This window comes from Labrenzia sp. THAF35, from assembly GCF_009363595.1.
Lineage (GTDB): Bacteria > Pseudomonadota > Alphaproteobacteria > Rhizobiales > Stappiaceae > Roseibium > Roseibium algicola.
On the sequence record NZ_CP045381.1, the window covers coordinates 140651 to 160442 of the forward strand.

Below are 19792 nucleotides of genomic sequence, written 5' to 3' on the forward strand. Positions count from 1 at the left end.
GATGAAACAGGCCGAAGGGCCCTTGGCTCATGATCCCAAGACGGGTCTGCAAGTGTCTTGACCATCGTCAAGTCGGATTGGATTCATGACTATAAGAGTCATGTATATTGACGGAGCTGCCAGGCTCCGGAAACGTGTTCCTGTAGAGAGCGCCCCTGCCATGCTCAGCCTCAACTGGCTCAATTTTATCGCGGCCTTCCTGGTCTTCTTCGCCTCCCACATGGTTCTGGTCAGGCCGCCGATTCGTCCGCTTCTGGTCGCCTTCCTCTCACCGCGCGGGTTTTCACTCTGCTATTCGCTGCTTTCGCTGGGGATCCTGTGGTGGCTGATTGTGGCAGCCCGTGATGCGCCATACGTTGCGCTTTGGCCCTGGGAGACCTGGCAGACCTATGTACCCGTATTGATGATGCTGCCCGTCTGTCTGATCATCGCCTTCGGGATTGGTGCACCAAACCCGTTCTCCTTCGGCGGGCGGCACAACAACCGGTTCGATCCCGAGCGTCCAGGCATCGTCGGCCTGACCCGTCACCCGATCCTGGTGGCTGCGTTTCTGTGGTCGGTAGCGCATGTTGTTCCGAACGGAGATCTGGCACACGTCATCCTGTTCGGAACGTTTGCGGTTTTCTCTCTGGCGGGCATGAAACTGATCGATCGGCGCAAACAAAGGGAAATGGGCAATACCTGGAATTGCCTGCTTGCCGACATGAAGCGTTCGTCCAGCGTGGCTCCGGTCAACTGGCAAGCAATCCTTTTCAGGGCAACGGCAGGGTTTGTGCTCTACATTGTCCTGGCTGTCGCGCACCCCTTGTTTGCAGGTGTCGATCCCGTGGCAACGCTGATGCCGTAAGGCAGCGGTCTTCAGGTCTTGCCGGAAATTCTGGCCAGTTCCGTCAGCCGCCGGGCACACCGATCCGCCATATCTGCCAGAAACTTGAGGCTTTCGGCATGATCGAGCATTTCCTGCGGTGACAGCGGCTTGCGGCTGAGGAGCGCCAGATCGCTCAGGAAGGATATACCGGACGCCATCTGGGCATACTCGGTCTCGATATTGCTGGTCAGGTCCCTCTGCAGCTTGAGGGTTCTCCAGGTTTCTATGGCGACGATCGTCCGGTCCAGTTGTTCCTTGCACGTACAGGGCATGTCCAGGCGTTGCAGTTCACGGTGGATCTGCTCGATGACATCCGGAAACGGTTCGCTTCGCGCTTCGGTGCCCGGTCTCAGGCCGGGAGTGTTGCTGTCTTCCATCCTGCATCTCCTGAGAGATAGGCGTTGCAGACAGGGCCGGGCAGGCCTTGGCCTGCGAGCTCTGCATTCAAGTCTTCACATGTCAGCTCGCCATCCAGAAAACGCCTGAATGTGCCGGCGACCTTCACCATGTCCAGCGAATGAGGAGACAGTCGTAGCCGGCGGATACCCGTTGCCTGCAATTGTCCGCTGGTTACGCCCGCAACATGAACGGCATCCGACAGGGTCTGAATTCCGTTTGCCGCCAGGAACCTGCGATCGTCCAGTGTGGCGATGTTCATTCCGTCCGGGTCGCGATCACAGACAAACTGACAGGCATCCTTGCGCAGCCCATGTGCCCTTGCATGGTAACAACGGGACGAGAGTGCGAGTGGAAGCCTGCCGAACGCAAAGAGTTCAATGTCCACCTCCGGCACGAGCGCGGCGATTTTCTGGATCGAAACAAGAGGCAGTTCGACCGGAGGACACCAGGCCGTGGCTCCTCTGTCGGCAAGCAGTCTGAGGCTGGCTTCGTTATAGAGATTCAGAAACGGGCCTGCCGTGAATTCCTGGCCAGCACGGCCCGGGACCATCGACAGATCGTTGATCTCGATCGGCATGTCATAACCGGCCTGCTGGCGCAGGATCTCCCGTTCCCGCTTGTTGACGGGTTGCGCAAGCCCCGACAGGACCACCTGTTTACCGGTCTTGGTCAGCATCTCCATGATGTCCGGCCAGATCGCATCGGTGAACGGCATGCGCTTGCCGCACACGACTTCACCCAGATACACGCGGTCGATGTCCGCTTCCTCGGCGATGCCGCGGTAGAAGTCGACAAGCCGCTCTGCAGACCAGTTGAAGAAACAGGGCCCGAGCGCAAGTTCAATTTTCGGATGATCCGGCATCTATTATCGCCATGTTTTCTTGTAGGAGCCTGCGGTCTGACGACCGCCTTCCGAAAAGGCTTTCAAGGCGCCGATGGCCGGGCCGGGGTCGCCGCCGTCTGAAAGACTGTCGACAGCCTTTCGAAACGCGCCGACGACGCCCGCGATATAGGCCTTGCCGCGTTGGCGACCTTCGATTTTCAGCGCTGTGACACCTGCTTTGGAAAGGTCTCCGAGAAGCTCGAAGGCATTGAGGGAAACCGGGTCCTCGAACAGGTAGCCGGTCTTGCCTTCCGCGGTGAACTGGCCCTTGCAGAGCGTCGGATAACCGGCTGCCTGGCCTTGCTCGAAACTGTCGATTGTGAACCCGCCGAGCCGGGCCTGAAGTTTGCCGTCGGCGTCTTCGGTGTAGTCGACATGTTCCGGCGGCGAACACACGCCGGTCAGGTTCGGCGACTTGCCCGTGGCGTAGGAGGAAAGCGAACATCTGCCCTCTGTCATCACGCAGAGCCCGCCGAAAACGAAGACCTCGGTTTCAACGTCGATTTCCTTGTTCAGGCTCGCGATTTCAGGCACCGACAGCACCCTTGGCAGGACGACGCGCTTCACCCCGAAAGTGTCCGCATAGAACCGGATCGCCTCGGGCGTGTTGGCGGCCGCCTGCACGGACAGATGAAGCCTCAGTTCAGGATGGTTGCTTGCCGCATGATCGAGAACGGCAAGATCTGCGGCAATGACGGCGTCGGCCCTGCATTGCGCAGCGGTATCAACGGCCTCTCGCCACAAACCGACATCTCCGGCCCGGGCAAACGTGTTGATCGCGACCAGCACTCTGGACCCCTTGCGGTGGGCAAAGGCAACGCCCTCCGCCAGCTCTTCCGGCGAGAAGTTCAGCCCGGGAAAGTTGCGCGCGTTGGTCTCGTTTGCAAGGCCGCAATAGATCGCGTCGGCCCCAGCTTCCGCTGCTGCGCGTAACGCGGCAGGCGTTCCTGCCGGGCAAACCAGTTCCATCGCCTTTGCTTCAGGTGATTTCATGAGAGTTTCTGCCGGAAACAGTCAGCCTGGGCGGATTTTTGCGCAAAGGCACGAACCTGGCCCAGCAGTTTGTCGCTGATGGTGTTCACCCAGTCGGCCGATTGTCCGCTCAGGCCGAAGAATTCGCCCGGGGTGAGATCTGCCTCTTCCAGCGTGTTGCGCAGGGCCAACACGTGCTCTGTCCTGCCTTCGATACGAAGATCACGGCTGAAAAACAGGGCGTCGCCATCATAGGTGCCGTCCAGCAGCCCCAGCAGCACCAGAAAGGGAGCGCGCACGATCGCCCTGGCATCGCCGACCCGGCTCTTGTCACAGATCCGGACCCTGGAGTTGTCCGGGTCCAGTGACAGAAGAAAGGCGTGGGGCAAATCGTCCGGAACGATCGCGATCGGCACCTGGACAACGTCGCCGAGCCTGCGGATCAGATCCGGCCGGCGTGCGACGAGGCGTTTCGTGAGGGTCGACAACAGCGCTTCCATTGGAGGTTTCGGCAGGGGCGAAACAAGGGAGGAAACGAGTGGTGGCAGGCTTTCCGAAGAGGGGTGTGTTTGCATCCGGATCTCACTTTCTGTGAGCGGAGCCTAGACCGGCATCGCCCCTTGCCAACTTGACAATTATCAAGGCAGGCATCGGTCGTTCTGCCGATATCGCCGGACACTCTGAGCAGCGTGTTGCCACACGCGCATGTCTTGCTGGAATCACGATGCAAAAGACCGGTCGCGACCTGCCTCCCTTTCCCAACTTGCGGAAATTCCTGGATTTTCTGGGTCGTCAAGACGATCTGAAGACCCTGAGCACCCCCGTGGATGTTCATCTTGAAGCGACCGCGTTGCATCAGAAGGTGATCGGGAGTGCCGGTCCCGCGGTCCTCGTTTCCAATCCAGTCCGGGTAGACCGGGGCGGTTTTGCCGCACCCCTTTTGATCAATCTCTTCGGCACCTCGAAGCGCGTTGCGAACGGACTGGGTCTTCACCCCGAAAACCTGCCCGACCTCGGACAGTTTCTGGCCAGCTTGCGCAGTCCGCAGCCGCCCGCTTCCTGGCGGGAGGCTGGACACTTGATCCCGATAGCAAAGGCAGGGCTTAATTCAAGGCCGAAGATGACTGGCGTTCCCAAGGAACTCCAGCGGGTTGAGCCGGATCTTTCGCGGCTTCCGGTCCAGACCTGCTGGCCGGGCGATGCGGGACCACTGATCACCTGGGGAATGGTCGTCACCCGTAGCCCCGGCAGGGACGACCCCAAGAGCTATAATCTCGGCATCTACCGGATCCAGGTGCTGGACAAGGACAGGGCAATCCTGCGTTGGCTGCCGTTTCGCGGTGGTGCCCAGCATTACCGCCAGTGGCAGCAGTCAGGCGAGGCAATGCCTGTTGCCGTGGTAATCGGCTGTGATCCGGCAACCTTGCTGGCGTCTGTTATCCCGGCCCCGGCAAACGTGAGTGAACTGGCGCTGGCCGGCATCTTCAACGGCACGCCATCAAAGCTTGCTCCCTGCGATACGATCGATCTTCATGTCCCGGCGAGTTCCGAGATTGTCCTGGAAGGGGAAGTCCAGCCGGGAGAGACGGCGCTGGAAGGACCTTTCGGCGATCACACCGGTTACTACAACGAAGCCGCCGATTATCCTGTGTTCCGGCTGACGGCCATGAAGATGCGCCGGGACTGCGTCTATCTGTCGACCTTCACCGGCAGGGCGCCCGACGAACCCTCTGTTATCGGCGAGGCCATGACGGGTCTCTTCCGCCCGCTGCTGCAACAGGCAATTCCGGAAATTATCGATGTCCATCTGCCTCCTGCGACCTGCTCCTACAGAGTGGCGATCCTTCAGATGGCCAAGACCTATCCCGGTCAGGCACGGAGGGCGATGATGGGCTTCTGGTCACTCTTGCCGCAGTTCTCGATGACCAAATACGTGATCGTTGTCGATCAGGACATCGACATCCGGAACTGGGACGATGTCATGTGGGCTGTCGCGACACGGTCTGACCCGGAGCGCGACCTGCTCGTCCTGACCGGCACACCGGTCGATCAACTGGACTTTGCCAGTCCGCGCGAAGGACTGGGCGGCAAGCTTGGCATTGATGCGACGATCAAGACAGGCGCAGAGACGACACGGATATTTGCGGAGAAACTGACCATGCCGGCGGAGATGGAAACGCGTGCTGACAGCCTCTTCGCGCAGCTGTGCCGGACACCTGTGGCCGAGGTGCACCCATGAGCCGGCGCAAACGACTTGTAGTCGGCATTTCCGGGGCATCGGGTGCGGCAATTTCACTTGAAATTTTGCGGTTGTGCAAGGCACTCAGGCTCGACACCTTCACCACAGTGAGCGCTGCGGCGGAACGGACGATACAGCTTGAGTTGGGCGATGCGGCCCGCCGGGAAATCCACGATCTCGCGACGCAGGAATATGCCGCTTCGGATGTCGCCGCACCCATATCCAGCGGATCCTTTCAGGTTGATGCCATGATCGTCGCGCCCTGTTCCATGCGCAGCCTCGCAGCCATCGCCTACGGCACGGGGGAGGGACTGCTGGCGCGTGCTGCAGATGTCACTCTGAAGGAACGCAGGCAGCTTGTCCTGCTGGCTCGTGAAGCCCCGCTCCACGAAGGGCACCTGGAGGCAATGCTCAAGGTTACCCGCATGGGTGCGATCGTCGCACCGCCGGTGCCTCCGTTTTATCTGGGCCTTTCAACGATAGAGGAAATGACCCGACAGATTGCTGCTCGCGCGCTCGCAACGGCGGGGATCGATCCGGGAGACAGCCTGCGGCGATGGACTGGTGAACCAGCCTGAAATTACGTCTCCGGCAGCCCTTTGCCGGTCGATCTGTGATCTTTCGCCGCGACCAGCCCCCTGTCAGACTTGACTATGGTCAATTGGGTCGGGTTCTCCCGGTGCTACGCCCTTATTCGGAACAAGAAGGGCCCTGCCAATGTCTGAACCAATCCTTCAAACCGAAAGTGGACAAATAACGCCGCCGCCGACGGCCGATGGCGCGGATGTTCTGACGCTTGCGCATGCCGTGCCGGGCAAGGCGTATCATGTTGTCTGCCTGGGCGAGACACGCCACTCGCGCATGGAACTTCTTGCGGCCGGGCTTGCACCCGACGCGGTCATCAATCTTCTTCGCGGCAACGGTTTGCGGCCGCGCATCGTGGCATGTGGCGATATTCGCGCCGCCATCGGCGCGGATCTGGCCTTTTCGGTCCATCTCTCTCCTTGTGACTGCGGCTGCGGTTGCGACAGCAATCGCCAGAAGGAACAGGCCCACGAACACGTTTTCCGGGGGAGGGACGTCTGATGGGCTGTTCCAGTTGTGCCGCACCCGGTTGCGTTCGGCGGGACCTTCTGCCCTGTGCGCCGGCCCAGTACCGGGTGTTTCTGCTCGGCCCTGCCAATTCGGGCAAGTCCACGCTTTTCAACATGCTGACCGGTGCCCGGCAAACGATCGGCAACTGGCCCGGCGTGACTGTCGATCGAAAAAGCGGAACGGCTGTCATCAAGGGTCTGACCGTTGAATTCGTCGATCTGCCGGGAATCTCGAGCCTGTCCGCTCCCCAGGCGGAGCGGATAGATGAAAGGGTTGCCAGAGACGCTCTCGTCAACGTGGCGCACGATGCCCTGATCGTTGCGGTGGATCTGTCCGCGCCGCATCGCGGATTGTCCATGTTGCTGCAGGCCCGTGGCAACGGCGTGCCGGTCGTGGCGGTTCTGACGAAGGCCGACTGCTGGACGTCGGCTGCCGTGGACGCAGCCGCGCGGATTCTGAGCGAACAATTGAATGTTCCAGTTGTTGCCGTGTCCGGCAGAACACTTTCCGGGCTCGATCAGCTCCATGACCAGCTTGCACGTTGCCTGCAAGATCGGCAGCACGTTTCCTCTCCTCAGCAGATATCCTTGCCCGGCAAGGTCTGCGATGCCTTGGAGGCGTTGCAACAGGTTCTGGACGGCAGGCCCGAATATGAAAACGCCAACACCGTTGCCGCATCGCGCCGGTTGATGGAACGGGACTGGCTGACGGAAAAACGCGCGAGACAAGACCTTCTTGAAATCCGTGACCGTTTGATCGAGGAGACCGGACCTGTGGATGGTGTGCCGCTCGACCAGTATCTGGCGGACGCGCCCCTCGCACAGGCAACCCTTCTGGCGCGCCGCATTGATATGCCGCCCCCTGCAGGTCGCAGATTTCTGTCCGACAGGTTCGACCGGATCGCCCTTTCGCCATGGTTCGGCCCGGTGCTGTTTCTTGGCGTGATGTATCTCCTGTTCTTCCTGACGATCAATGTGTCCGGCGTCTTCATCGATCTGTTCGACGGCCTCGGTCAGGCCGCCTTTGTCGATACACCAGCGCTCGTTTTCCATCAGCTGGGGCTGTCCGGCACGGTCCTCGACATTGCCGTCGGCGCAATCGGTACCGGCATTCAGACGGTCGGGACTTTCGTGCCGGTGGTCGGGTTCCTGTTCCTGTGCCAGATCTTTCTGGAGGAAAGCGGATACATGACCCGCGCCGCCGTGGTCGCGGACCGTGTGATGCGTCGTCTGGGACTGTCGGGCCGCGCCTTCCTGCCGCTCGTGCTCGGTTTCGGATGCACAATTCCGGCCGTGCTGGCGACGCGGACACTCGACACGCGCGCCGAGCGCATTTTGACCTCGATGATGGCGCCCTTCATGTCCTGCGGGGCACGCCTTCCGGTCTATGCGCTGTTCGCCGCTGCTTTCTTCCCGGTTGGGGGCCAGAATGTCGTTTTCGCACTTTATCTGATCGGCATCGCGGCAGCGCTATTCACCGGCTGGATGCTGGCTCCCCGGCTCACCTTGCAGCGACCCAGGCCTCTGGCAATCGAGCTTCCGATCTACCAGATGCCACCACTTTCCAGGGTCCTGCGGCTCTGCTGGGCCCGGATCCGGCAATTTGTTGCCGAGGCTGGAAAAACCATCGTGATCGTGGTTGCGCTGCTGTCGTTTCTGAATTCCGTCGGCCCCGATGGCAGCTTCGGCAATGAGGACAATGGCACCTCCATACTGGCGCTCACAGCCCGGCAGGTTACGCCCGTTCTTGAACCCATGGGCGTCAGTGCGGACAACTGGCCGGCAGCGGTCGGTCTTTTCACCGGCATGTTCGCAAAGGAAACCGTCGTGGGAACCCTGCAGGCTCTCTACGCCTCCGGCGAAACGGCAGGTGAAGTGGTTCCCAATCCGATGGATACCGCACAAGCCACGGTGCTTGCCCTGGGCGAATCCCTGCTCGGCCTGGCGGACGCCCTGCTTGATCCGCTTGGACTGGATGTCGGTGACATATCCAGTTTCGAAGCTGCGGCAGGCGAACAGAACGTCCAGCCAGCCGTCTTTGCCGAAATGTCCAGGTATTTCGGCAGCCAGAGCGCTGCATTTGCCTACATGCTGGCGGTATTGCTTTACATCCCCTGCGTTGCGACCCTTTCAGCGATTGCTCGGGAAATCGGTGCCGGTTGGGCCGTCTTTGCTGCGGCATGGACAACGTTTGTTGCCTATTCCGGTGCCACGATCGCCTATCAGCTCAGCCAGATCGGCAGCCACCCTGACCGCTCCCTTTTCTGGCTGGCACTCATGACGGGACTGATCGGACTGACCTTCTTCATAAGCCGGACCCTTGGAAGAAGTGGTCCCTCCAAGACGGATTTTCGACCTTCCGCATCCGGGTGAATTTTACCCTCATAACTAGAAAGTGCCAATTTGTGCCGTCGGGCGTTCGAAGGGTGGCGAAAGGCGATCGATGCTGTGGGCATCTGCAAGGCCTTCGCTTCCCTGCGTTGATAAGAGCAGCCAAAGGGCATGTCTGAATGCTCATTTAGATCAGTGCCTTAGATCCGTGGGTCATTACCCGCCGTTCTGCCGATTTGGACGGAGCCAGGTCAAAGTGATGGCATCGAAATTCGTTCTCCAAACAAGTGCAGATACCGAAACTTTAGGTAGTGGGAATGCGGTTCCGGCCCTGGCCGGGATTGCGGCTGCAATCCTGTAGCGTCGCTGGATGACAGCGTTTCGACACGGAAAATGTCAATTTTTGATATTATTCGACTCTTGCTTGACAAATGACAAAATACGGATGAAGCATAGAGCCCATCAAGACCGGACCTGCACGTTCAGGGCGGCTCAGGGAGGAGCTAATCAGCGTCACTCTTGTCTCGGAAACTTCGGTTGGCCGAGCGCGGACCTTTGTTCAAAGGCATCTCGCGCATGGCTTCCGGGGCTGAGCCCTTCTGTGACGTTTTTTCAAGCGGAAAGAGAATGCAGAGATTTATCAACGACCCAGACAACCTCGTGGACGAGACCGTTGCCGGCTTCGTGAGGGCGCATAGCGACCTTGTCCGGCTGGATCCGGAAAACGACCGTGTTGTCGTGTCCACCACAGCGCCGCGGCCAGGTCGTGTGGGTATCGTCACTGGTGGTGGATCGGGTCACGAGCCGGCCTTTATCGGCTACACCGGCCGGAACCTTGTCGACGCCACCGCTGTTGGCGAGCTGTTCTCCTCACCGACCGCCAAGAGCTTTGCCGATGCGATCCGCGCCGCCGATGGCGGCAAGGGTGTCGCCGTCCTTTATGGCAATTATGCCGGCGACAACATGAACGTGAAAATGGCCAAGGAAATGGTGGCTCCCGACGGCATCGAGGTCGTTACGGTGGTTGCCAACGACGACGTCTGCTCTGCGCCGCTTGCCGAGCGGGAAAAGCGCCGGGGTGTCGCCGGAGAAATCTTCATGTGGAAGATCGGCGGAGCGAAGGCTGCGCTCGGCGGGTCATTGACGGAAGTGCAGGCGGCCGCGCAAAAGGCAATTGATGCCTGCCGGTCCGTTGGTGTGGGTCTCGGGCCTTGCACCTTGCCCGCTGTGGGTCATCCCAACTTTTCGATCGAAGCCGGTACGATGGAAGTCGGCATAGGTCACCACGGCGAACCCGGTGTTCGTGTCGAAAAGCTCGCTTCTGCCGATGCCGTGGCCGACGACATGCTGAAGATCGTTCTCGATGATCACGGACTTGAGGACGGTGCGGAAGTCGCCGTGCTTGTTTCGGGTCTCGGTGCCACGCCCGTGAACGAGCTATATGTCCTCTACAACCGCATCGAGACACGTCTCCAGGCGCAGGGCATTCGTGTTCACAAGGCGTTTGTCGGCAACTACTTCACCTCGCTGGAAATGATTGGTGCGACCTTGACGGTCATGGCGCTCGACAGTGAGCTCAAAGAGTTGCTGGACATGGCCGCCGAGGCACCAGGCATGTCGACCGGGAAGGTCGAAGCACCGGACGTTACCGAAGGCGCCCAGACCCACAGGTCACGGGGAAGCCGAAAAGAAGCGCGGTCCACCGTCGCAAAGGATGTCACCATCGAGGGACCTTCTGTGCCTGTTGCGGGATCTCAGGAGATCGTGGCGGAAGTTGCCGAGGTGATCGTCGCGAACAAGGCCTATCTTTCCGAAATCGACGGTCTGATAGGGGACGGTGATCACGGGATCAACATGGCCAAGGGGTTTGGTCGTGCCGCGGAGCGTATTTCCGGCAAGTCCCTTTCACTTGATGAGGCGATGAGCGTTCTGTCCGATGTCCTGATGAGCGAGATCGGCGGATCCATGGGGCCGTTGTACGGCTTCATGTTCCAGGAAATGGCAACGACTGTTCAGGGGCGCCCCGCCATCGATGCCGACGGGTTCTCGGCCGTTCTCAATGCCGCGCTTGAAGGCGTCCGCCGGACCGGTTCGGCAAAGGTCGGCGACAAGACACTGATCGACACGCTTGTTCCGGCGGTCGAAGCCTTTGACGGTGCGAAATCGCAAGGGTTCGTTGCTGCCCTTGCCGCCATGCGCAAGGCCGCAGAACAGGGACGTGACAGCACGATCGATCTGGTCGCGAAGATCGGACGTGCCAGCCGTCTGGGTGAACGATCGCGCGGTGTGCTGGACGCAGGCGCGACATCCTGCTGCCTTATCCTGGTGGCACTGGCCGACTCACTTGAAAAGAGGCTGGGCTAAACGGAGCAGCAGACGAACCATGACAAACCTCAACGCAACGCAAATGACCGAATTGCTCCGCATCGTTTCGATGCGGATCGACGAAGCAAGTGCCGAACTTGGTGCCCTGGATGGCGCCATCGGTGATGCCGACCATGGGAACACCATGGCACGCGGATTTGCCGCGGTCGTTACCGCATGCGTTGAGGCTGCAAACCAGGACGTGAAGGCCGGTGCCCTGTTGCCGATTGCAGGACGCTCGTTCCTGAATGCCGTCGGTGCAACGACCGGCCCGCTCTATGCCAGTGCCTTTCTTCGGGCTGGGCAGGCCTTTGATGCGCAGCAGGATATTCCGGTGGATCGTCTCCCGGAGATGGTCGTCTGCTTCTGCGACGGGATTGCACAACGGGGCAAGGCGACCCCTGGCGACAAGACCATGCTGGACGCCTGGGGGCCGGCTGCGCGTGCCGTGACAGAAGCACAGTTGAACGGGGCAGGCCCGGTTGCTTGCCTTGATGCCGCGCTGGAGGCGGCGAGCGAAGGGCGAGAAGCCACGCGCGCCATGGTCGCCTCCGTTGGCCGGGCCGCAAGACTGGGTGAAAGATCGCTCGGGCATGTCGACCCGGGAGCCGCCTCCGCAGTCATCATCATTGCCGCATTGCGCGAGGGTCTCGCGAACCTCCTGCAAGGGGAGGCAAGCTGATGGTGAAGCGTTCCGGCGGGAAACCCGACAAGGCCGTCCTGAGTGAAATGCCGATGCGGTTCGGCGACGATCCGCTGCTGTGGGCTGCCTGGCTCTATTACGAAGACGGCATGACCCAGGCGGACATCGCTAACCTCATGGGGCTTTCCCGGGCGTCGGTAAATACCTATCTGGCCGACGCGCGCACGCGTGGGCTGGTCAATATCGAGATCGAACCGGATCGTTTCCGTTCGGTCATGATCGCAAAGGCCATGAAGGACCGCTTCAACCTGCAGGATTGCCTGGTCATCCCCAGCGAAGGCGGTGATCGTTCGCTGTTCGAACGGCTCGGCGCTGCAGGTGCGCAGGTGCTCAAGAGGCTGGTGCGCGCCGGCGACACGATTGCAGTGGCCTGGGGCCGGTCTGTTCTGTCCCTTGCCGAGGAATTGCACCATCCGGGCCTTGCCGACATTCGCGTCGTTCAGGCGTCCGGCAGCACGACGGCGCGTATACCCTGGACCCCGGAGGCCTGCGCCGCGCGCCTTGCCGAAGCGCTCGAGGCTCGTTGGGTGCCCCTGTCGGCACCTGCCATCGTATCCTCGCCGGAAATGCGCGAACGGCTGCTGGCCGAAACCGTCTTGTCCGAGCAGATGGTCGTTCTTTCGGAAGCCAATCGCATCGTGATGGGCATTTCGTCGATGCGCCCGGAAAGCACAATTCACACAAGCGGCTTTCTCGACGGGGTCGACCAGCAAGCGCATTATCAGGACGCAGTCGGCAGCGTCAGCGGGCGCTTCATCTCGGCACGCGGGGAACCGGTCATCGGTCCGGTCAACGATCGGACGATCGGCCTTGATCTTGCAGCGTTGCGGGCAATCCCGCAGCGCATTGCGGTTGCCGGCGGTATTGAAAAGGTTTCGGCGATCCTTGCTGCGCTGCGCGGCGGATACGTCAATGTGCTGATCACCGATGCGGCCAGTGCAAGAGGTGTGCTCACGGCGGATGGCTGGCAGGAACCGAAGCGGCGTTCGCAAGTCCCGGCCCCTGTTGTCGACGGGGCTGCACCGCGCGTCCATCACGGCGGCGACAAGAAACTGATCAACGAAGCACGGGACATTGTCGACGAGAGTATCGACGGTCTTCTGCTGGCGCATGAACCCTTGCTTGCCAAGGTGCCGGGGACCCATCGTGCCGTGATGGCGCGGAACGGGCCGAGGTCCGGCAAGGTCGGCATCGTCATAGGGGGCGGTTCGGGCCATGACCCCGGGTTCTGGGGTTATGTCGGCCAGGGCTGCGCTGATGCTGCCGTCATGGGCAACATCTTTGCCGCGCCGCCGCCTGATCCGATTCTGGCTGCGAGCCGTGCAGTTCATGGCGATGCCGGGCTTCTTTATATCTACGGAAACTTCTCCGGTGACGTCATGAACTTCGACATGGCTGCCGAAATGGCAGCGGCGGAGGGAATTCGTGTTCGTCAGGTAGTGACGACAGACGACATCGCCTCGTCACCACCGGATGCCCGCGGGTCGCGCCGGGGTGTTGCCGGCAACGTCTTCGTTTTCAAGATCGCGGGGGCTGCGGCAGATCTCAATGCCTCGCTCGAGGCCTGCGAAATCGTTGCGCGGCGGGCGGCCGACTGTACCTACACGATGGGTCTGGCCCTGGAGCCGGTAAGGCTGCCCGATACCCGTCAGCCGAGTTACGAGGTCGGTCCGGACGAGATGGAGATCGGGGTCGGCATCCACGGTGAACCCGGTGTGATGCGGCAAAAGATCGTCAAGGCGGATGATGCCGCGGATCTGCTTCTGGACCGCATTCTGAGCGAGATGGCACCGGTGCGCGGCGATCGCGTGGCGCTGCTCATCAACTCGCTCGGCGGCACCCAGACGATGGAACTCTACATTCTGGCACGCCGTGTCCGCCAGCGTCTGAAGGCGCATGGCATCGGCGTTCACCGCACCTTCGTCGGACCGTATTTCACCTCGCTCGACATGAAGGGAGTGTCGCTCTCGCTGATGAAGCTGGACGACGAGCTTATCACCCTTCTCGACCATCCCTGCCACACTCCTGCACTGACGGAACTCGGTGAGCAGAAGGGTGGAAAGTGACGAAAAGACAATGGGTTAAAGGTGAATTGTCAAACCTTGAATCAGAGTGATTGACATTTGTCAGATACCCTTGTCTAAATACAATTAACGATCCGGAGTGCAAACGCTCCGGCCCCTGGGAGGAAAGATTGTTGCCTAGAGCTGACCGACAGACGGTGTTTTTGGCGCTGATCAATGTGATCGTGCTGGTCACCGGTGCCCTGCTTGCAGGTGCCAATTTTATCGACAGCTATAACCTGCAGATCATGGCTGCCCAGGTACCGGAGCTCGGCCTCCTGGCACTTGGCGTGACCCTGGCCATGATCTCCGGGAACGGCGGCATCGATCTTTCCGGCATCGCCCTGGCCAATCTTTCCGGCATCGTTTCGTTTCTGGTCGTTCGTGCGCTTATCGTGCCGGGTGACGATCCGCTGCTGTTCTCCTGGACGTTCGCCGGCGTTGCAATTGCGGTCGGTCTCGTCGGTGGTCTTCTGAATGGAATAGTCATCGCCTTTGCCGGTCTGACGCCGCTGATCGCGACACTCGGCACCCAGCTGCTGTTCACCGGTGTCGCCGTCTGGCTGACCAACGGATCGGCACTCAGCCTCGGATATATTCCGCCGCTCGACAGCTTTGGAAACCTGCCCGTTCTCGGCGTTCCCCTGTGCTTCACGCTGTTTGTCGTGGTGGCCGCGCTGATTGCCTATGTCCTGCGCTATACGCCCTTCGGTGTGAAGCTGATGCTGCTCGGGTCGAATGCCAAGGCCGCTCACTATGGCGGTATCCCAGCCCGCCGCATGATCGTGATCACCTATACGATCTGCGGAATTCTGGCCTCTATCGCGGGTGTCGTCATCGCTTCACGCAATCTTTCCGTCAAATGGGATTACGGCAGCTCGTATGTCCTCATCGCGATCCTGATTGCGGTTTTGGGTGGCGTGAAGCCGGAAGGCGGATACGGCAAGGTGCTGTGCGTTCTTCTTGCGGCAACGGCGCTGCAGATCCTGTCGAGCCTGTTCAACTTTCTCGGAATCTCGAACTTCTTCCGCGACCTTGCCTGGGGTGTCCTTCTGCTCGCCCTGCTGGCCTCGGCTCGCGTGAACTTCAGCATCTGGTTGCCATCAAGGCAATGAACGGATGCGCCGCGGGCCTGAGGGCATCCCGGGCGGCGCAAGAATGAACAGCCCTTTTAAAAAACCGTGGAGGAAAGACTATGAAATCAGTCAAGAAACTGGCTGGAAGCGCGCTCGTCCTGAGCACTATACTTGCCGGCCCGGCTTTGGCTGCAGACGAGCAGACCATCACGACGGTCGTGAAGGTTACCGGCGAAAACTGGTTCATCCGCATGAACGAAGGCGTCGATGCCTTCAATGCGGACAAGGAGGCTATCGACGCCACCCAGATCGGCCCGGCACAGGCCGATGCCGCTCAGCAGGCGCGCATCATCGAGGATCTGGTTGCCAAGGGCGTTTCCGCGATCGCGGTAGTGCCGATGGATCCGTCCGCACTGGAAGGCGTGCTGCGCCGTGCACAGGGCCGTGGCATCAAGGTCATCGCACATGAAGGTGACAGCATCGTCAACGCGGATGCCGACATCGAAGCTTTCGACAACGCGGCGTTCGGCACCAAGATCAACGAAGGTCTGGCCGAATGCATGGGCGGTGAAGGCAAGTGGACGACCTTCGTCGGCTCGCTCGGCAGCCTGACGCACAACCAGTGGGTTGATGCCGGTGCGGCCAACGCGGAAGCCAAGTATCCGGGCATGGAACTGGTTGCTGCGAAAAACGAATCCTTCAACGACGCCAACAAGGCGTATGAGAAGGCCAAGGAAATCCTGCGCGCCTATCCGGACATCAAGGGTTTCCAGGGTTCCTCCGCAATCGACGTCATCGGCATCGGCCGTGCGATCGAGGAAGCTGGCCGGTCTGATCAGACCTGCGTCTTCGGCCTGGGTCTGCCCAAGGACACCGGACCTTACCTGGAGACCGGCGCTGTCGACCGGATCTACTTCTGGGATCCGAAGGATGCCGGCTACGTGATGAACATCGTTTCGGAAAAGATCCTCAATGGCGAAGAAATCACCGATGGCGCCGACCTCGGCGTGCAGGGCTACAACTCGGTCAAGGTGAGCCAGGGACCGGGCAAGGGCATTATCATTCAGGGTCAGGCCTGGGTTGATGTCGGCAAGGAAAACTACGGCGAATACCCGTTCTGATCCACTGACACACGACTGCAAAACAGGGGGCGCGGGAACACCGCGTCCCCGAACCTATCGAATTCACAGGACGTCACCATGCAGCCCCAGCCCGCTCAGTCTCAAAAGACAGGCACGGCGCCTTTTCTAGAGATCCGTAATGTGCGCAAGTCGTTCGGCGGCGTGCAGGCGCTGAAGGATGTCAGCGTCACGCTTCATGCCGGACAGATCTACCATCTCATGGGTGAAAACGGCTGCGGCAAGTCCACGTTGATCAAGATCATCTCTGGCGCCCAACCGGCGACATCGGGACAGATCTTCATCGATGGCGTGCAGACCGAAGGCGAGGTCGCAGGCGATCTCGGTGCCATCGGTGCCCTGCGTGCGGGCATCGAGACCGTCTATCAGGACCTTTCCCTGCTCCCCAATCTGTCGGTTGCCGAAAATGTCGCCCTCACAGGTCAGCTCGTGGAAGCAGACGGCAGTCTCGCCCGGAGGCTGAAGCTGGGCGCGCTTTACGAAACAGCGGCCAAGGCTCTTGAGCAGGTTCATCTGCCGACGGACCGTGCCTTCCTGACGCGCAGAATTGACACGCTTCCTCTTGCAACCCGGCAGCTGGTCGCGATTGCCCGCGCCATTGCCGCAGAGGCACGGCTCGTCATCATGGATGAGCCGACCACTTCGCTCACTCGGCAGGAAGTGAACTACCTGCTTTCCGTCGTCCGGAAGCTTTTGGACAAGGGCGTGACGGTCCTGTTCGTGACGCACAAGCTCGACGAGGTGAAGTCGCTTGGTGGACACGCCATCATCATGCGTGACGGTCAGAAGGTTGCCGAGCGCGACGTGACCACCACCAACAAGGCCGAAATCGGTCATCTGATGACCGGTCGCGAGATTTCCGAGGCCCGGTATCGCACCGAACCGAAAATCGGCGACACGCTGCTTCAGGTCGAAGGACTGAGCCAGGGACGTGCCTTCAAGAACCTCTCGTTCACGGTGCGGAAGGGTGAAATTCTGGGTGTGACCGGCCTTCTGGATTCCGGCCGCAACGAGCTGGCCCTCGCGCTGTCCGGTGTCGTCCCGGCAGAGCGCGGCACGATCCGTCTGGACGGCCGGTCGGTTGCCCTGCGCTCACCGGCCGAGGCCATCAGGGAAGGGGTTGGCTACGTTCCCGAAGACCGCCTGACCGAAGGCCTCTTCCTGGAAAAATCCATTCAGGACAACGTCACGCTGCCGGTGCTGAACAGGCTGCGCAATTTCTTCGGAATGATCAGCCAGCGCAAGGCGCGCAAGCTCTCCGAAGACCAGATCACTGATCTTCAGGTGGTCGCGCCCGATGTCACGGTGCCGGTGCAGTCGCTTTCAGGCGGTAACCAGCAACGGGTTCTGATCGGACGCTGGCTCACCATCGAACCACGCCTTCTGGTGCTGCACGGCCCGACTGTCGGCGTCGATGTTGGCTCGAAGGATACGATCTTCCGCATCATTCAGCGTCTGGCGGACGACGGCATGGCTGTCGTGATCATTTCCGATGACCTTCCCGAGCTGCTGCAGAACTGCGACCGCATTCTCGTCATGCGACAGGGCGGGATCGTCGCCGATTATGCGGCCGAAGAGGTCGATGAAGACGGGATCTACCAGACAATGGCTGCAGGCCCGGCGACGGAAGCGCCGGCGAACATGGACGAGGAAGCCGCACAGTGACCGACATGACCCTTACCAACAGCGGACCCGGCGTGTTCAAGCGCATCTGGGATCTGATGGGCCGCAGACCGGAGCTGTTCACTCTTGCACTCGTCATCCTGACGGTGATCGGCGTTGCAATTGCCAATCCGGACTTTCTGGCGGTCAACAATCTCTTCGACATTCTGCGGGCCTCGGTGGTCCGCGGCATCTTCGCGATGGGCGTGCTTGCCGTTCTTGCCGCCGGCGGGATCGATGTATCGTTTACCGCGATTGCCGCCTTCGTCATGTACGCGCTGACCATGCTGGTCACGAATGTGTTTCCGGGCATGCCGATCTGGGTGATCCTACCGCTGGCCGCCGCCGGAGGAGCTGCTTTCGGCGTGGTCAACGGGCTTCTGGTCCATGCGCTGCGCACGCCTTCGCTGATCGTCACCATCGGCACCCAGTACTTCATTCGCAGTTTCCTGCTGACGTTCATCGGAACGGCCCTGTTCATGAATATTCCGGCCGCGATGGATGGCTTCGGGAAAGCCTCGCTGATCACGTGGCATGGCACCAATGGTGTGATCTCGACCCTGCCGGCAACAGTGCTGGTGCTGGTGGCCGCGGCATTTGCGACCTGGTTCATCCTCGAAAGAACGCTCATGGGACGGGCGATCTTCGCGGCTGGCGGCAATCCGGGTATTGCCGAGCGCCTCGGGTTCAATCTGTTCTATGTCAGGTTGTTCGTCTTCGGCTGGGCCGGCCTTCTGGCTGGTGTCGCTGGTATCGTGCATGTCGCTTCGAACCGGCTTGCCAACCCGTTCGACCTTGCAGGCATGGAACTGGAAATCATCGCGGCAGTGGTGCTCGGCGGCGCCAAGATCACCGGCGGTTCGGGAACCGTGGTCGGCACACTGCTCGGCGTTGTCCTGATCACGCTGGTCAGCAACGTTCTTGTCTTCATCGGTATCCCCAGCACGCTTCAGCTCGCCATCATCGGCGCCTTCATCCTGCTGGCGGGCACGATCTTCGCATTGCGCAACCGCGCCTGAAACATAATTTCCCGGGAGGAAAAATGAGCCACGATGCTGCTGTCATAGGCCTTTACATTCTTGACGTTCTCGGTCGCCCGGTCGATGGGATCCCCGAGGGCGGCAACGTCGAGTTCATCGACGAAATTCGGTTGACCGTTGCCGGTACCGCGGGCGGTACGGTGATCGATATGGCGAAACTCGGATTGAACTGTCTGGCCGTCGGAGCCGTCGGCGACGATGAAAAGGCCGACTTCGTGCTGTCGACGCTCAACCGGTTCAAGGTCGACACCAGCCTGATGCAGCGGCTCGAGGGCGTACCGACGTCGGCAACCATCCTGAACGTGCGCCGCAACGGCGACCGTCCAGCCCTGCACCAGCGCGGCGCGTCCGATCATTTCGATGTCCCAGCAGACATGCTTGATGCCGTGCTGGCGCCGTCAATCATTCACCTGGGTGGAACCGGACTGTTGGCCAAACTGGACGGCGAGCCGAGCGCGAGACTTCTGGCGGAAGCCAAGAAACGTGGCCGCACGGTCACCTTCGATCTGCTGGGAGCCAACGAAAACACAATCGACCTGCTCCTGCCGCTGCTTCCGCATGTCGATTATTTCATGCCGTCGATCGAAGAAGCCCGTCTGATTTCCGGTGCAGGCGACATCCAGGAAGCAGGACGTTTTTTCCTGGATCGCGGCGTCAAGCAGTGTGTCTTCACGCTCGGCGGTGACGGCGTCTGCTTCATGGATCACAAGGGCGAGTTTGTCCGCCAGCCTGCGTTCGAGATTTCCGTCGTGGATACGACCGGCTGCGGCGACGCCTTCGATGCCGGGTTCATCACGGCCCTTCATCACAAGATGGATCTGAAGACTGCGCTGAACTTTGCGCAGGCCTCGGCGGCGCTTGTGGCGACGGGGCTCGGGTCTGACGCGGGCATCAAGAGCTTCGAGGACACCGTCAACTTCATGAATTCGGCGAAGGTTCTTGCCTGACAGACAGAACGC

General features: G+C 60.6%; 17 protein-coding genes. 13 read left to right on the plus strand and 4 right to left on the minus strand.

Going from position 1 to position 19792, the window contains the following annotated elements; all coding sequences use genetic code 11:
• Positions 1 to 85 precede the first annotated feature (85 nt).
• A complete protein-coding gene (locus FIU93_RS29000) occupies positions 86 to 847 on the plus strand; it encodes an NnrU family protein (protein ID WP_286202468.1) in 762 nt (253 codons plus the stop codon).
• Positions 848 to 858: 11 nt separating this feature from the next.
• Here the strand turns inward: FIU93_RS29000 and FIU93_RS29005 are convergent, their stop codons facing one another.
• From FIU93_RS29005 to FIU93_RS29020, 4 genes are read right to left on the minus strand one after another with little or no spacing between them, the layout of a single operon-like run.
• The gene (locus FIU93_RS29005) at positions 859 to 1245 is read right to left on the minus strand and encodes a hypothetical protein (RefSeq protein ID WP_152507826.1); all 387 of its coding nucleotides are present in this window, start codon (positions 1243 to 1245) and stop codon (positions 859 to 861) included.
• Positions 1218 to 2129 carry a U32 family peptidase gene (locus tag FIU93_RS29010; RefSeq protein ID WP_152507827.1) on the minus strand — a complete coding sequence of 304 codons (912 nt, stop codon included), beginning with the start codon at positions 2127 to 2129 and terminating at the stop codon, positions 1218 to 1220. The genes FIU93_RS29005 and FIU93_RS29010 overlap by 28 nt, the downstream gene beginning before the upstream one ends.
• Positions 2130 to 2132: 3 nt before the next feature.
• Complete coding sequence (locus FIU93_RS29015) at positions 2133 to 3143, minus strand: peptidase U32 family protein (protein ID WP_152507828.1); 1011 nt, start codon at positions 3141 to 3143, stop codon at positions 2133 to 2135.
• Positions 3140 to 3697 carry an SCP2 sterol-binding domain-containing protein gene (locus FIU93_RS29020; RefSeq protein WP_152507829.1) on the minus strand — a complete coding sequence of 186 codons (558 nt, stop codon included), beginning with the start codon at positions 3695 to 3697 and terminating at the stop codon, positions 3140 to 3142. Before FIU93_RS29020 ends, FIU93_RS29015 begins: the two co-directional genes overlap by 4 nt.
• A 149-nt stretch (positions 3698 to 3846) precedes the next feature.
• On the opposite strand from FIU93_RS29020, the gene FIU93_RS29025 reads away from it, so the two are divergent.
• From FIU93_RS29025 to FIU93_RS29080, 12 genes are all read left to right on the plus strand, one after another.
• Positions 3847 to 5361: a UbiD family decarboxylase gene (locus FIU93_RS29025; RefSeq protein ID WP_286202469.1), complete on the plus strand. Its 1515-nt coding sequence runs from the start codon at positions 3847 to 3849 to the stop codon at positions 5359 to 5361.
• Positions 5358 to 5939: a UbiX family flavin prenyltransferase gene (locus FIU93_RS29030; RefSeq protein WP_152507831.1), complete on the plus strand. Its 582-nt coding sequence runs from the start codon at positions 5358 to 5360 to the stop codon at positions 5937 to 5939. Before FIU93_RS29025 ends, FIU93_RS29030 begins: the two co-directional genes overlap by 4 nt.
• 139 nt (positions 5940 to 6078) lie before the next feature.
• On the plus strand, positions 6079 to 6447 hold the full coding sequence (locus FIU93_RS29035) for a ferrous iron transport protein A (RefSeq protein ID WP_152507832.1): 369 nt from the start codon (positions 6079 to 6081) through the stop codon (positions 6445 to 6447).
• Complete coding sequence (gene feoB / locus FIU93_RS29040; protein WP_152507833.1) at positions 6447 to 8828, plus strand: ferrous iron transport protein B; 2382 nt, start codon at positions 6447 to 6449, stop codon at positions 8826 to 8828. The genes FIU93_RS29035 and feoB overlap by 1 nt, the downstream gene beginning before the upstream one ends.
• Positions 8829 to 9413: 585 nt before the next feature.
• Complete coding sequence (gene dhaL / locus FIU93_RS29045; protein ID WP_152507834.1) at positions 9414 to 11150, plus strand: dihydroxyacetone kinase subunit DhaL; 1737 nt, start codon at positions 9414 to 9416, stop codon at positions 11148 to 11150.
• 19 nt (positions 11151 to 11169) lie between these two features.
• Complete coding sequence (gene dhaL / locus FIU93_RS29050) at positions 11170 to 11832, plus strand: dihydroxyacetone kinase subunit DhaL (protein WP_152507835.1); 663 nt, start codon at positions 11170 to 11172, stop codon at positions 11830 to 11832.
• Positions 11832 to 13919 (plus strand): bifunctional sugar-binding transcriptional regulator/dihydroxyacetone kinase subunit DhaK, encoded by a 2088-nt coding sequence (locus tag FIU93_RS29055; RefSeq protein ID WP_152507836.1) that lies wholly within the window; start codon positions 11832 to 11834, stop codon positions 13917 to 13919. Before dhaL (FIU93_RS29050) ends, FIU93_RS29055 begins: the two co-directional genes overlap by 1 nt.
• A gap of 131 nt (positions 13920 to 14050) precedes the next feature.
• Positions 14051 to 15031 carry an ABC transporter permease gene (locus tag FIU93_RS29060; RefSeq protein ID WP_035907770.1) on the plus strand — a complete coding sequence of 327 codons (981 nt, stop codon included), beginning with the start codon at positions 14051 to 14053 and terminating at the stop codon, positions 15029 to 15031.
• A gap of 80 nt (positions 15032 to 15111) precedes the next feature.
• Positions 15112 to 16113 carry a substrate-binding domain-containing protein gene (locus FIU93_RS29065; RefSeq protein ID WP_152507837.1) on the plus strand — a complete coding sequence of 334 codons (1002 nt, stop codon included), beginning with the start codon at positions 15112 to 15114 and terminating at the stop codon, positions 16111 to 16113.
• A gap of 78 nt (positions 16114 to 16191) precedes the next feature.
• Positions 16192 to 17796: a sugar ABC transporter ATP-binding protein gene (locus tag FIU93_RS29070; protein WP_075281778.1), complete on the plus strand. Its 1605-nt coding sequence runs from the start codon at positions 16192 to 16194 to the stop codon at positions 17794 to 17796.
• 56 nt (positions 17797 to 17852) lie between these two features.
• A complete protein-coding gene (locus tag FIU93_RS29075) occupies positions 17853 to 18812 on the plus strand; it encodes an ABC transporter permease (RefSeq protein WP_228148166.1) in 960 nt (319 codons plus the stop codon).
• 23 nt (positions 18813 to 18835) lie between these two features.
• Positions 18836 to 19780 carry a sugar kinase gene (locus FIU93_RS29080; protein ID WP_152507838.1) on the plus strand — a complete coding sequence of 315 codons (945 nt, stop codon included), beginning with the start codon at positions 18836 to 18838 and terminating at the stop codon, positions 19778 to 19780.
• Positions 19781 to 19792: the final 12 nt, after the last annotated feature.